Annotated in this window: 8 protein-coding genes and 1 tRNA gene; 6 read left to right on the top strand and 3 right to left on the bottom strand. The window is 65.8% G+C overall.

Annotated features, from left to right (window positions below; translation table 11 throughout):
• Positions 1-461: 461 nt before the first annotated feature.
• Positions 462-2,390, bottom strand: coding sequence for an FAD/NAD(P)-binding protein (locus tag M1E17_RS04205; RefSeq protein ID WP_457965666.1), 1,929 nt, complete (start codon positions 2,388-2,390; stop codon positions 462-464).
• Between the two features lie 74 nt (positions 2,391-2,464).
• Between M1E17_RS04205 and M1E17_RS04200 the strand changes: the two genes are divergently transcribed.
• The 3 genes from M1E17_RS04200 (at position 2,465) to M1E17_RS04190 (ending at position 6,600) form a co-directional block, all read left to right on the top strand.
• Positions 2,465-4,723, top strand: a complete 2,259-nt coding sequence (locus M1E17_RS04200; RefSeq protein WP_457965664.1) for a prolyl oligopeptidase family serine peptidase — start codon at positions 2,465-2,467, stop codon at positions 4,721-4,723.
• Between the two features lie 115 nt (positions 4,724-4,838).
• A tRNA-Ser gene (locus tag M1E17_RS04195) sits at positions 4,839-4,926 on the top strand.
• 192 nt (positions 4,927-5,118) lie between these two features.
• Positions 5,119-6,600: an MFS transporter gene (locus M1E17_RS04190; protein ID WP_457965662.1), complete on the top strand. Its 1,482-nt coding sequence runs from the start codon at positions 5,119-5,121 to the stop codon at positions 6,598-6,600.
• Here the strand turns inward: M1E17_RS04190 and M1E17_RS04185 are convergent.
• On the bottom strand, positions 6,524-8,722 hold the full coding sequence (locus tag M1E17_RS04185) for a RecQ family ATP-dependent DNA helicase (RefSeq protein ID WP_457965660.1): 2,199 nt from the start codon (positions 8,720-8,722) through the stop codon (positions 6,524-6,526). The genes M1E17_RS04190 and M1E17_RS04185 overlap by 77 nt on opposite strands.
• A 160-nt stretch (positions 8,723-8,882) precedes the next feature.
• On the opposite strand from M1E17_RS04185, the gene M1E17_RS04180 reads away from it, so the two are divergent.
• Genes M1E17_RS04180 through M1E17_RS04170 form a run of 3 tightly spaced genes read left to right on the top strand, consistent with a single transcriptional unit; the run spans position 8,883 to position 11,258 of the window.
• Entirely contained in the window at positions 8,883-10,301 is a 1,419-nt protein-coding gene (locus tag M1E17_RS04180; protein WP_457965658.1) for a phosphomannomutase/phosphoglucomutase, read from the top strand.
• Between the two features lie 4 nt (positions 10,302-10,305).
• Entirely contained in the window at positions 10,306-10,794 is a 489-nt protein-coding gene (locus M1E17_RS04175) for a hypothetical protein (RefSeq protein WP_457965656.1), read from the top strand.
• A gap of 14 nt (positions 10,795-10,808) precedes the next feature.
• Entirely contained in the window at positions 10,809-11,258 is a 450-nt protein-coding gene (locus M1E17_RS04170) for an RrF2 family transcriptional regulator (RefSeq protein WP_457965654.1), read from the top strand.
• 170 nt (positions 11,259-11,428) lie between these two features.
• Here the strand turns inward: M1E17_RS04170 and M1E17_RS04165 are convergent, their stop codons facing one another.
• Positions 11,429-13,255 (bottom strand): phosphoenolpyruvate carboxykinase (GTP), encoded by a 1,827-nt coding sequence (locus M1E17_RS04165; RefSeq protein WP_457967559.1) that lies wholly within the window; start codon positions 13,253-13,255, stop codon positions 11,429-11,431.
• Between the last annotated feature and the right edge of the window lie 77 nt (positions 13,256-13,332).

Genomic DNA, 13,332 nt, shown 5'->3' with positions numbered 1-13,332 from the left:
CACGGGAGGGAACGGTTCCTACGGGCAAATGCGGGTGTTTCATGGCGGATTCTTTCTGCGCTTGAGGAGGTGGGTCCGGACCTGCGCGGCCCTTCCGGCCGGCTTGTGTCCACCATCAGAGCAGAGATCAACCGGCGCCTGCAGCGGGCCGGCAATGCGAAGAAACCGGAGTTAACCGGGCTGCATGCAGCGTCGCAGAAGGCAATAAGGACGCATTAATCAACACAGGGACATCTGCCTCAACGGGGCGGAACGAGGGGTAAAGAAAGTACCGTGGCGGCGGTGATCAGCGGCGGCAGCCGGAGCGGTTATGACGGCTACGGGACTCCCTGCTACGGCAGGTGACACAGCCGGCGTCGGCGGTGCCGTGCCCGGCCGGCGAAAATTTCTTTCCGGCACGAGGGTATGACGGCAGTGTTTTTTATCGCCAGGCGGGCGCGACGTGTCCGGAGTGGAACCGGTCAGGCACCCACGATGGCGCGGGCGATTTCGTCGGCGTCCCGGAGGGTACGCTGACCGCTCGGGTAAGCGGGGCCGCCCGGCTGGAAGGCCTCCGCGGCGATGGCGGTGCCCCACTGGGAAGCCGAGAGCTGCAGCCCCAGGACGTAGAGCCCGGCGGTGACGGAACCGTTTGCCGCCAGCGGGCGGTAGGGATGCGGGCTGACGTCCAGTCCCGTGGCTTCCACGGGAGCACCCTCAGCTGTCATCATCAGCCGTGGCCGGACCAGCCCGTCCGCCAGGAGCTGCTCGAGCAGCGGGGACGCGCTGGCTGAGACCCGGTTCGCCGGCGCCAGGGCTTCAATCATGGTTTTCGCCGCCGCCGGCGGACCCGTCACCCAAGGTGACGCAGCAGTGAACATCCCGTTTCGCCGGTCGATGCCGAACTTGGGGTCGGGACCCACAAAGCTGACCACGCCCGCGCGGGCCAGCGCCGCCAGTTGTTCGGCCCGCAACGCGGGAGGTCCGCTGGCGAGCCCTTCCACAAACGACTCAAACCAGCCCCTCAGCCCGCCCACCCACGACTCGTCGGTGATCCCGCCGTCGGCAACTGCCGTCTTTAGGACGGCGCGGCCGTGATGCAGGGCTCCGATCGCCATTTTGACGGGGTCCTGCTCACCGAGCGCGGAGCGGCGGACGTCATCAAGCAGGTACTCCACGACGGCGGCATCAAGCTCGGCCCGGGATGCGAACCGCTGGCCCGCCAAGGGGGACGCAAGGCCCAGCAGGTCCAGCCGGTGCCGTGGCCCGATATGGACGGCCAGTACGCTGTCCACAGCTTCCTCCCAGTTGGCCGCGCTGTGGGAATGCGGCCGGAGCGCTTCCTCGAGGTCGGCCAGGAAACCGGCTGGATCCGCGACCGCGCCGGGCTGCGAGCGCACCAGGGTGGAATAGTAGGCCCAGAGGGTGTCCCGGTGCAGCAGGGGCCAGAGGTCGTGATCAAACCCTGGCCGGATCCCGGCCGCAGCAAAGCGTGCCAGGGCCGCATCGGTCAGGTACCGGAGCTTGACGGACTCCGGATAGTACCCCTGAAGGACGGCTTTGGTCCGGTAGGGTGTGCCCCGGCGGGACGCGGCGATGATCAGGGGCTCCTGGCCGGACGGCTCATAGGTCAGCACCGGTCCGGAGTCGATGAACTTTCCACCCCTGGCCTCCGTCAGCTGCACCATGGCGTCAAAAAAGTTCAGGCCCATCCCGCGGACCAGGACGGGCTCGCCTGCCGGGACCTCCTGCCAGTCCACGTCCGCAGGTACGGCGGGCGGCAGGTACCGCAGGCCAAGCTGGCCAGCTGAGGACAGCAGCTCCCGCTGTTCGGCGTTAAGCCGGGAGGGGATGTGGCCCAGGGCCAGGACCACGGAGTCCGCGGTGAGGGAAGCGCCGTTGGCGAGGCCGACGTCGAACGTTTCCTTGCCTGACCGGCGCACAGTTGAAGCTGACGTTTCGTGGAATGTGACGGTGACGCCGTCAGGCAACTGGCCTGTCAGTTCCTCCAGGGTGCTGCGGAGGTAGCGCCCATACAGGGCGCGGCTCGGAAAGTCCCGGGATGTGAGCGCCGCCAGTTCGGCCCTTTCCTCGGCTGTGAGGGAGGGCAGCGGACGGTGCTGCTGGCGGTTTCGCCACTGGTCAAAGGTGGTGCCGCTGATGGCGGGGGCCAGCTGGGGGTCCTCGGGAATGACGGTGGGATAGAAAGACTGCGTGTTCATCAGGTAGAGGCGTGACTGGCCGGGCTGCCAGACGTGCCCGGGGCCTGCCGGATAGGGATCGATCATTTCGATGTGGAGGGCCGCGGCTCCGCCGTGGGCGGCACGGTGGGCGAGCAGGCGTTCCAGCACGCTGGTACCCCGGGGGCCGGCGCCGATGATGGCTGTCCGGATGCTCTGCGATTTACCCACGGCATCCAGAGTATCGGCATGTGACTTGCCGGCTTGACTTGCCTGCGGCGCTCAGATGTTGTTTGGATGGGCGCATGACCACCACCGCAGCTGTTCCACCGCCCGCACCGGGTGCCCCTGTTCCTTCCGCACCTTCCGGCACAGCCCCTGAGCCCACCGACGAGAATGTCTGGCTTGAGGAAATTTACGGTGAGCAGCAGCTGGACTGGGTCCGGGAGCAGAACGCCCGCACGGAGGACCTGCTGGAAGACGCCGACTATGCCGCCCTGGAGGGCAGCATCCTGGAGGTGCTGGACTCCACCGACAGGATAGCCATGGTGGGCAAGCGCGGCGACTGGTACTACAACTTTTGGAAGGACCAGCAGAACCCCAAGGGCCTGTGGCGCCGGACCACTTGGGAAAGCTACCAGACGGACACCCCCGAGTGGGATGTCCTGTTGGATGTGGATGCGCTGGCCGCCGCCGAGGGTGAGGAGTGGGTCTTCCACGGAGGCACTTTCCTGCGCCCGGCCACCGGGGAGCAGCACCGGCTGGCGCTCGTGGCTCTCTCCCCCGACGGCGGCGACGCAAACCGCTACCGCGAGTTCGACGTCGAGACGCGCACCTTTGTTGACCCGGCCGACGGCGGGTTTGACCTGCCGACGGCGAAGGGCAACGTCTCGTGGCTGGATGCCGATACCCTGCTGGTCGCCTCCACAGCCGGGGACCTGCCGCGGACGGCGTCCTCCTACCCCCGGACCGCGGTGACGCTGCGGCGGGGCGAAGCCCTCGGTACCGCAGCGCTGCTCTTTGACGTGGCCGAGAACCACATGATGGCGGCGGTGGCACACGACTCCACCCCGGGCTTCGAGCGCACGTTCGCCGTGGACTACATTGACTTCTTCAACCGCAGCACGTTCTTCCGGCAGGACGGATCCTGGGTTGAAATCGACGCCCCGACCGACGTGAACCTGAGCGCCCACCGGGAGTGGCTGCTGTTCAGGCCCCAAGGTGACTGGTCCGTTGGCGTAACTACCTACCCGGCAGGTTCGCTGCTGGCCGCCAGGTTTGAGGACTACCTCGCCGGAGCCCGGGAGCTGTCCGTGCTCTTCACCCCCGACGCGCACACGTCCCTGCAGTCCTGGAGCTGGACCCGGGACTTCCTGCTGCTGAACCTCCTGCGGGACGTGTCGTCCGAAATCAGGGTGCTTGACCCGTCCCAGCCAGGAACCGCCGGCGAGGGCGCCTGGGCCTCCTCGCTGTTGGACGCCTGCCCTCCGCTGCACGACGTGAACGCCTACGCGGTGGATGCTGAGGACGAAAGCCACGCCGACGGCGGTGCCGGCGACGATTTCTGGCTGGTAGCCACCGGGTTCACCACCCCCAGCACACTGATGCGCGGCACGCTTGAGCGGCGGGCCGTACCCGCAGGCGCTGCCGGTAGCGCATCGGTGGTGAGCAGCCATGCAGTGGTGAAGGCGTCGCCGTCGTTCTTTGACGACGAAAAGTACGAGGTTCAACAGCACTTCGCCGTCTCGGCCGACGGCACCAGGGTGCCGTACTTCCAGGTGGCGTCCCGGGACCTGGTCCTGGACGGCCAGAACCCCACACAGCTTTCCGGCTACGGTGGCTTCGAGATCTCCCGCACCCCCGCCTACAGCGGCTCGGTGGGCAGGGCCTGGCTGGAACGGCGCACAGCGAACGCGCCCGGGCCCGATGGTGCGCAGTCCTACTCCCGTGGCGGCGTCTACGTGGTGGCAAATATCCGCGGCGGCGGCGAATATGGACCAGGCTGGCATCGCGCTGCCTTGAAAGAAAACCGGCACCGCGCCTACGAGGACTTTGCGGCAGTGGCGCGGCACCTCATCTCCCGCGGGGTGACCTCGCGCGAACGGCTTGGCTGCGTGGGCGGGTCCAACGGCGGCTTGCTGGTGGGAAACATGCTCACCAGCTACCCGGAACTGTTCGGCGCCGTGTCCTGCGGCGTCCCCCTGCTCGATATGCGCCGCTACACCAAGCTCTCGGCGGGGCACTCGTGGATCGCCGAATACGGTGACCCGGACGTGCCCGAGCAGTGGGAATTCATCAGGACCTTCTCGCCGTACCATCTGCTCAAGGACGGCGTGGAATATCCGGAAACGTTCATCTGGACGGCAACCTCGGACGACAGGGTGGGCCCGGTCCAGGCCAGGAAAATGGCCGCCCGAATGCAGGCCATGGGTATTCCGAATGTCTGGTACCACGAGGCGCTGGAGGGCGGCCACGCGGGGGCCTCGGACAACCGGCAGGCGGCCGCGCTGCAGGCCCGCAGCCAGCACTTCCTGTGGCGGACGCTTGCCGGCGGTTCGGCATAAGGGTGGGACTTACGTTGCTGCGCTCCGTACCGGCTGACGCCGAACGGCTTGCTGCCAGCCGTTTTGCACTGGGTGCCTCATTCTGCGTATCCTTGGTGGGCTAGGAATAGCAATTGGAGACGTGCCAGAGCGGCCGAATGGGCTTCACTGCTAATGAAGTGTGGGGCACAACTCCACCGGGGGTTCAAATCCCCCCGTCTCCGCGTTTGGCCCCGGTCCTGGACCGGGGCCTTTTGCGTATCCGGGACCTTTGCATACTCCCGCCCAACTGGGTCGCGCTAACTGCCGTTATGGGCGCTCAACAGGGCAGTTAGCGCTACCCAGTTGGGGGAACGGCGCGTCCGGGGTGCGGACACGACAGGCCCGCGCCGTACCCGCAGTGGCAGGATAAATGGATGGCAGGAAGCAACCCGATGGAGACGACTCAAGGCAGCAGCCAGGCGTGGAATCCGCGTTTGGCGCTGCTGGTGGCTGCCACGTTCTTTATGGAGTTCCTCGACGGCACAGTCCTTACCACCGCCATTCCAAGTATCGCCGGGGACTTCTCGGTGCCGGCCGCCGACGTCAACATCACCATGACGGCCTATCTCATGACGGTTGCCATGGGAATTCCCCTGAGTGGCTGGCTCGCGGAACGGCTCGGTGCCCGGCGGGTGTTTTGCCTGGCTATTGCCATCTTCACCGTTGCATCGCTCCTGTGTGCCCTGAGCCAGGACCTGACCATGCTGACGCTCAGCCGTGTCCTGCAGGGGGCAGGCGGGGCGATGATGGTTCCTGTGGGCACACTGGTGGTGCTGCGCGGCACCCCCAAGTCCGAGCTCCTGCGGGCTACAGCCTTCCTGGTCTGGCCTGGTCTCCTTGCGCCGGTGCTGGCCCCCTTGGTGGGCGGAGCCCTGACGACCTACCTCTCGTGGCATTGGATCTTCCTGATCAACCTGCCGCTGGGGCTCGCGGCCTTTATCGCTGCTTTGAGGCTGGTCCCCGCCGGGGCGAGCGACGGCAGGCGGCGGCTTGACTGGCTGGGCCTGCTGCTGACGACTTCCGGAGTAGGTGCCCTGGTGGTTGGCCTGGAGTTGGCTGCAGGCCATCCTGACGGTCCCTGGGCTGCGCTCAGCGCAGCGGCCGGAGTGGCAGCGCTCGCAGGCGCAGCCCTGTGGATGAGGCGCACCAGCAACCCGCTTTTTGACCTCAACGTGTTTCGGACCCGCACGTTCCGGGCCATGGCCACCGGCGGGTTTGTTTACCGTCTGACCATCGGTTCGGTGCCTTTCCTCCTGCCGCTGATGTTCCAGGCAGGCTTCGGCTGGACGCCGTTGCACGCGGGCATCATGGTGGCGGCGGTTTTTGTGGGCAACATCGGAATCAAACCTGCCACCACACCGCTGATCAGGCGCTTCGGTTTCAAGGTGATGCTGGTCTTTGCTTCTTTTGCTTCAGCAGTGACCTTTGCCTTGTGCGCCCTGCTCACCCCGGACACTCCCGAAGCGCTGGTGTTTGCCCTTCTGGTCTGCAGCGGCGCTTTCCGTTCCATAGGTTTCTCGGCGTATGCCTCCGTGCAATATGCGGACATCGTTCCTGCGCAGCTCACCTCGGCCAACGCAGTCTCGGCTACCTTGGTGCAGCTGGCCACAGGCGCAGGCATCGCCGTTGCCGCCTTGCTGATCCGACTTTTCGAAGGTGCCGGGGCGTTCCCGCAGGACGCTGCCGGGCCATTCCGCGGCGCCTTCCTGACCATGGCCGTTCTGATGCTTTTCAGCACGGCAGACAGCCTTATGCTGCAGCGGCACGCCGGCGCCGAGGTCAGCCGGCCTGGCCAAGCACCAGCGGAAGGACAGCCCCCGCCCCCGCCTGCCGCAGAGCGCGTCCGGCGACGGTAACCGTCCAGCGGCTGTCCACGAGGTCGTCGATCAGCATCACGCTCTGGCCCTGAAGCGAAGCCAGGCCGGACTCCAGTTCCGGGCCCACCACCAGCCGGTCCCAGACTCCTGCCAGCCGGTACGCGCTGTTGCCGCCGCGGGCTCCTGTAGGCCCGCCATGGCCCAGCTGCAGTTCACCGAGGTAAGGCATCCGGCCGATCTCCGAAATTCCCTGCGCCAGGGTCCTGACCAGCTCAGGCTTGCTGCGTGAGGGAAGGCTGACGATGGCCGCAGGCCTGCCCGCGCCGCTCCATCCCGGATTGCGCCCGTCGCCGCTCCCCCACTCACGCAGCACCTGAACGCAGGCCTGCAGCATGCCGGGATCAATGGGCCGGTCCGGTGCTCCCGCCGCGAACACTTCGCGGAGTGCCCCGCCCCAGCCGAGATCAGTCAGCCGGGCAAGGATCCGGCCGTCCGCCAGGCTTTCATGGGGCTTGATTTTGCCCTTGACCAGGACACCCAGGCGGTCCATGCCGCTGGGCCACTGCAGCCGCGCCTCCAGGACCCCGCCCGCACGGCTGAGGGTCTGGCCGGCCGCCGCTGTCGCATCTGCGGCTATCTCAGCCTGAAACCAGCGGCCCGCGCAGTTGTCGCACCGGCCGCAGGGATGAGCTGTCTCATCGTCCAGGACCGACGTGATGAACTCCATCCGGCACCCTGCAGTGTCCTGGTAGATCACCATCGAATCCTGCTCGTCCACCCGGGCCTCGGCGATCCGGCGGTAACGCTCGGCATCGTAGAACCAGGGCCGGCCAGTTGACCGCCATCCCCCGCCCACGCGTTCCACGGCGCCATCGACGGCCAGGACCTTGAGCAGCAGTTCCAGCGGCGTGCGCCGAAGGTCAACGCGGGCCTCCAGCGCCACGGTGGAAACCGCCGCCCCGGCCTCGGCGAGGGCGTTCAGGACAGCAGTGGCCTTCTCCTCAGAAGGCATCGAAGCAGTAGCGAAGTACTGCCAGATATCGCGGTCCTCGGAACCCGGCAGCAGCAGAACATCCGCGTTGGCCGCGCCACGGCCTGCGCGGCCAACCTGCTGGTAGTAGGCCACCGGGGAAGACGGCGCACCCAGATGGACCACAAAGCCCAGGTCAGGCTTGTCAAAGCCCATCCCCAGGGCCGAGGTGGCCACGAGCGCCTTGACCTGATTGTCCTTGAGCAGCTGTTCCGCCCGCTCACGGTCTGCAGGATCAGTCCTGCCGGTGTATGAGAGAACCTTGTGTCCCGCTTCCGCAAGCAGCCGGGCGGTGTCTTCCGCCGCCGAAACCGTCAGCGTGTAGATGATGCCGCTGCCGGGAAGGTCAGCGAGGTGGGTCAGGAGCCAGGCAAGGCGCTCCCGCGAATTGGGAAGCGCGAGGACGCCCAGCCTCAACGAATCCCGGCCCAGGGCGCCGCGGATAGTCAGGACGCCCGCACCCAGCTGGTCCTCGATATCGTGGACGACCCGTGAGTTCGCCGTGGCAGTGGTTGCCAGCACCGGGACTGTCTCCGGAAGCTGCGTGATCAGGTCTGCAATCCGGCGGTAGTCCGGCCGGAAATCATGGCCCCAGTCGGAGATACAGTGTGCTTCGTCGATGACCAGCAGGCCTGTGCGCCGGATCAGCTCCGGCAACTGGTTCTCGCGGAACGAGGGGTTGGTGAGCCTTTCCGGCGACACCAGGAGGACGTCCACTTCATCGGCGGCGAGCTGTTCCCGGACGGTGTCCCACTCCAGCTGGTTCGCCGAGTTGATGGCAACTGCCCGTACCCCCGCCCGGGCCGCCGCGGCCACCTGGTCCCGCATCAGTGCGAGCAGCGGCGACACAATCAGCGTTGGGCCAGCACCCCGGCGCCTGAGGAGCAGGGACGCCACAAAGTAGACGGCCGACTTGCCCCAGCCGGTGCGCTGGACCACCAATGCCCGCCGCCCGCCGTCGACCAGTGCTTCAATCGCCTCAAACTGTCCGTCATGGAATTCGGCCGACGGGTGGCCCACGAGTTCACGCAGGACCTCAAGGGCCTGGAGCCGGGTTGGAGAAGCTGAGGAAGCAGGGGCAAGCGGAGCAGGTACGGCGGAAAGAAGGGCGGCGTTCTGGTTATCGACCATTGATTCAGTATCCCAGCCACCACCGACAGGCAGAAGCAGCGGTGCAGCTATGTGGAAAGCCGGGCCCCGGTGGAGCAGACCAAAGGCCAGACTCTGGCGCGATCAAGGACACCACTATCCCTCAACAGGCGGCACCGCGCTTCAACGTAAGATAAGACCCGTGACTAGCGAACAGACAAAGACTTTTGACCTCTCGGCTGCCTTTAAGGCGTACGACGTCCGGGGCATCGTGGGCGATTCCATCACGGCAGAAATCGTCGAAGCAGTTGGCGCCGCGTTCGTAGACGTCCTTCAGCTTGAGGGCCAGACCGTCCTGGTGGGCGGGGACATGCGCCCGTCATCCCCTGAGTTCAGCAAGGCATTCGCCGACGGCGCCGCAACCCGCGGCGCAAACGTCCAGCTCCTGGACCTGATCTCCACCGATGAGCTCTACTTTGCCTGCGGGTCCCTCAATGCGGCCGGGGCAACGTTCACCGCAAGTCACAACCCGGCTGAGTACAACGGCATCAAGATGTCCAAACCCGGCGCCCAGCCCATCTCGTCCGAATCCGGGCTCAAGGAGATCCAGGCCCTCGCCGAGCAGTACCTCAACACCGGCTCCATTCCTGCCGCTCCCACCCGGGGACTGATCGGTGTCCACGACGTCCTGAAGGACTACGCAGAATACCTCCGCCAGTTGGTGGACCTCTCCGGCTCCCGCCCCCTGAAGGTGGTGGTTGACGCCGGCAACGGCATGGCCGGCCTCACCACGCCCGCAGTCCTTGGCGACGCCCTGCTGCCCAAGCTGCCGTTCGAGATCGTCCCGCTGTACTTCGAGTTGGACGGGTCCTTCCCCAACCACCCGGCCAACCCGCTGGAACCGGAGAACCTCCGCGACCTGCAGGCCGCTGTCATTGAACACGGCGCTGACATCGGCCTGGCGTTCGACGGCGATGCAGACCGCTGCTTTGTCATCGACGAAAAGGGCGAGCCGGTATCGCCGTCGGCCATTACCGGCATGGTCGCCCGCCGTGAAATCGCCCGCGCCCAGGCGCAGGGCGAGGCGAATCCCACCATCATCCACAATCTCCTCACCTCCCGTGCAGTGCCGGAACTGGTGGAGCACGACGGCGGCCGAGCCGTCCGCACACGGGTTGGCCACTCCTTCATCAAGGCAGTCATGGCGGAGGAAGGGGCAGTCTTCGGCGGCGAGCACTCGGCGCACTTCTACTTCCGGGATTTCTGGAACGCCGACACGGGAATGCTGGCGGCCATGCACGTCCTCGCCGCCCTCGGCGAGCAGGACGGCCCGCTGTCGGAGCTCGGCCGCGAGTATGAGCCCTACGTCTCGTCCGGGGAAATCAACTCGGAAATCGAGGACAAGGCCGCGGCAGTTGAGCGCGTGCGGGCAGATTTTTCCAGCGAAGACATCACCATCGACACCATGGACGGCAGCACCTTCACTGCCAACGACGGCAGCTACTGGTTCAACCTGCGTCCTTCCAACACGGAGCCGTTCCTGCGCCTGAACGCCGAAGCAACTGACCGGGCAACCATGGAACGCGTGCGGGATCGCGTTCTGTCACTTGTCCGGGGCTAGATCGGTGGCCGACCATACCGGCGGCAGCGCCGCCCCACGTTCCTCCTGGCGGGACTCCGTTCCAGAGGCGACTGCCTCCGACCTGGAGAATCTGCTGGGCACCGGGGTAGGTGCCGCCCAGGAGCAGCTCCAGCGCAACGGTGGTTTTCTGCCGTTTGCCCTGGTGGTGGAGAACGACGGCGAGGTCCGTCTGGTGGCCGTCTCGCCGGCCGACGCCGCGGAGGGCTCCGGCGCCGACTTCGATGCTGACTCGATGATCGCCGACATTACGGAGCTGCTCCGCCAAAACCGCGCGGATTTCCGGGCCACGGCAGTGGTCTGCGACATCCTCCTGGTCGAAGAGGAATCGGACGCCATCCACGTGGCCGCGGAACACCGCGACGGGTCCGTCTTTGCGGCCGTCCTCCCATACGCCGCCAACCCAGCAACCCGCGAGTGGGAATTCGGCCAGCTGTCCGCTGACACCAACGAGCCCACCGTCTGGGTGGACTAGACCGCCGCCCCGCCATGAGAATTAACGCCTTCGCAGATGTGAGCCTCCGGGCGCTGATGGTACTGGCGGCCGCCCCTGAGGGCAGCCTCCTCACAACCCAAAACATCGCCAACGCTGTGGCCACGCCTTACAACCACGTCAGCAAGGCAATGGCCAAGCTCCGCGGCCTGGGACTGATCGAGGTGGAGCGGGGCAGGACAGGCGGCGCCAGGCTCAGCCCTGCAGGACGGCTGGCAACCGTAGGCCAGATCCTGCGGGCCCTCAATACGCGGACAGACGCCGCGGACTGCATAGCTCCATCCGGAGACTGCCCGCTGATCCATGAATGCAACCTGAGGAGGGCCCTGGCCCGGGCCGGCGAGGCGTTTTACCGCGAACTTGATGACGTGGTGGTCTCGACGCTCCCCAATTCCTCTCAGATGGCTCCTGTATTCGAGATGATCGGGCTGCGCCCCGGGCTGTAGCGCCAGGCAGATGACGGACGTCGTCGAGTTTTTGTCCAGATATGGCGTCCAAATCAGCGTTTTAGTCGCCATATCTGGACAAAAACTCCTTGAAGAGGAAGTACGACGGCGGCCCCGCACCTTTTGTTGAAAAGGTGCGGGGCCGCCGTCGTACTAACAGGGCCAGTGGACTAGCCCAAGCGGGACTTCAGGCCGGCGAGCTCGGTCTGCAGCGCTTCGGGAAGCGAGTCACCGAAGTTGGCGAACCATTCCTCGATGGACGCCAGTTCCGTTGCCCATTCCGTTGGGTCAACGCGGACAGCTTCCTCAACCTGCGCGGGAGTCATGTCCAGGCCCTCGAGGTCAATGGAGTCGCCGGTGGGGACGAACCCGATGGGGGTCTCCACGGCGTCGGCCTTGCCCTCGAGCCGCTCGATGGCCCACTTGAGGACGCGTGCGTTGTCGCCGAAGCCAGGCCAGGCGAAGCCGCCCTCTGAGTTCCGGCGGAACCAGTTGACCAGGAAGATCTTGGGCAGGCGCTCAGGGTTGGCCTTGGCGGACAGGTTGACCCAGTGGTTCAGGTAATCCCCTGCGTCGTAGCCGATGAAGGGGAGCATCGCCATGGGGTCGCGGCGGACAACACCAACCGCGCCCGCTGCCGCAGCAGTGGTCTCAGAGGAGAGCGTGGAGCCCATGAAAATGCCGTTGGACCAGCTGCGCGCTTCGGTAACCAGCGGGATGGTGGTCTTCCGGCGGCCGCCGAACAGGATGGCCGAGAGCTCAACGCCGTCCGGGTTGTTGTATTCCTCGGCCAGCATGTCGATCTGGTCGATCGGGGTGCAGAAGCGGGAGTTCGGGTGTGCGGCCGGCTTGTCCGAATCCGCGGTCCAGGAGTTACCCTGCCAGTCGGTGAGGTGCGCAGGCACTTCCTCGGTCATGCCCTCCCACCAGACGCCGCCGTCGTCGGTCAGTGCAACGTTGGTGAAGATGCTGTTGCCCTTGGCGATGGCGCGCATGGCGTTGGGGTTGGTGCCCCAGCCGGTGCCCGGTGCCACGCCGAAGAGGCCGGCTTCGGGGTTGACGGCCCGGAGTTCGCCTTCCTTGCCGAAGCGCATCCAGGTGATGTCGTCGCCGAGTGTCTCCACCTTCCAGCCCTGGATGGTGGGATCCAGCAGGGCCAGGTTGGTCTTGCCGCAGGCGGAGGGGAAGGCAGCGGAGACGTAGTAGGTCTTCTGCTCGGGGGACGTGAGCTTCAGGATGAGCATGTGCTCAGCCAGCCAGCCCTCATCGCGGGCCATGACGGAGGCGATCCGCAGGGCGTAGCACTTCTTCCCCAGCAGGGCGTTGCCGCCGTAGCCTGAGCCGAAGGACCAGATGGAGCGCTCCTCGGGGAAGTGCACAATCCACTTGTCCGGGTTGCAAGGCCACGGCACGTCAGCCTGCCCGGCTTCGAGCGGTGCACCCAGGGAGTGGAGCGCCGGCACAAAGAAGGCATCCGTTTCGGTAATGCGGTTGAGCACATCGGTGCCGATGCGGGCCATGATCCGCATGGAGGCAACAACATAGGCGCTGTCCGTAATCTCCACGCCGAACTTGGGATCCTCGGCATCAAGATGGCCCATGACAAAAGGAATGACGTACATGGTGCGGCCGCGCATGGAACCTGCGAACAGCGAGCGCAGCTTTTCCTTCATGGTGGCCGGGGCCATCCAGTTGTTGGTGAAGCCGGCGTCGCGTTCGTTTTCGGAGCAAATGAAGGTCTGCTCTTCGACGCGTGCCACGTCTGCGGGATCGGAGAACGCGGCAAAAGAATTGGGGAAGAGATCCTGGTTCAAACGGGTCAGGGTTCCCGCTTCAACGAGCTCATCGGTGAGGCGGGTATTTTCCTCTTCGGATCCATCAACCCAGTGGATACGGTCCGGCTGCGTAAGCTCAGCAACCTCTTCGACCCATGCCAGCAAAGCAGCATGTGTGGTGGGTGCTTTCTCAAGCAGCGGCTTCTGCGCCAGATCGCCCATTGCGGTTCCCTTCCTCGGGGTCATCGGTGTGTCCTAAATGTTATTGGCCGGGGCGCCGCGATTTTTGGCGCTGAACG

It is taken from the genome of Arthrobacter sp. D1-29 (assembly GCF_054130585.1).
The sequence above is the reverse complement of the archived record's forward strand: the minus strand, read 5'-3'. Positions and strand labels throughout refer to the sequence as shown.

What these genes read in the sequence shown, in the direction of transcription:
- M1E17_RS04170 (WP_457965654.1), top strand. Translation starts at nt 10,809, where the DNA reads ATGAGAATTAACGCCTTCGCAGATGTGAGCCTCCGGGCGCTGATGGTA.
- M1E17_RS04200 (WP_457965664.1), top strand. Translation starts at nt 2,465, where the DNA reads ATGACCACCACCGCAGCTGTTCCACCGCCCGCACCGGGTGCCCCTGTT.
- M1E17_RS04185 (WP_457965660.1), bottom strand. Translation starts at nt 8,722, where the DNA reads ATGGTCGATAACCAGAACGCCGCCCTTCTTTCCGCCGTACCTGCTCCG.
- M1E17_RS04165 (WP_457967559.1), bottom strand. Translation starts at nt 13,255, where the DNA reads ATGGGCGATCTGGCGCAGAAGCCGCTGCTTGAGAAAGCACCCACCACA.
- M1E17_RS04190 (WP_457965662.1), top strand. Translation starts at nt 5,119, where the DNA reads ATGGCAGGAAGCAACCCGATGGAGACGACTCAAGGCAGCAGCCAGGCG.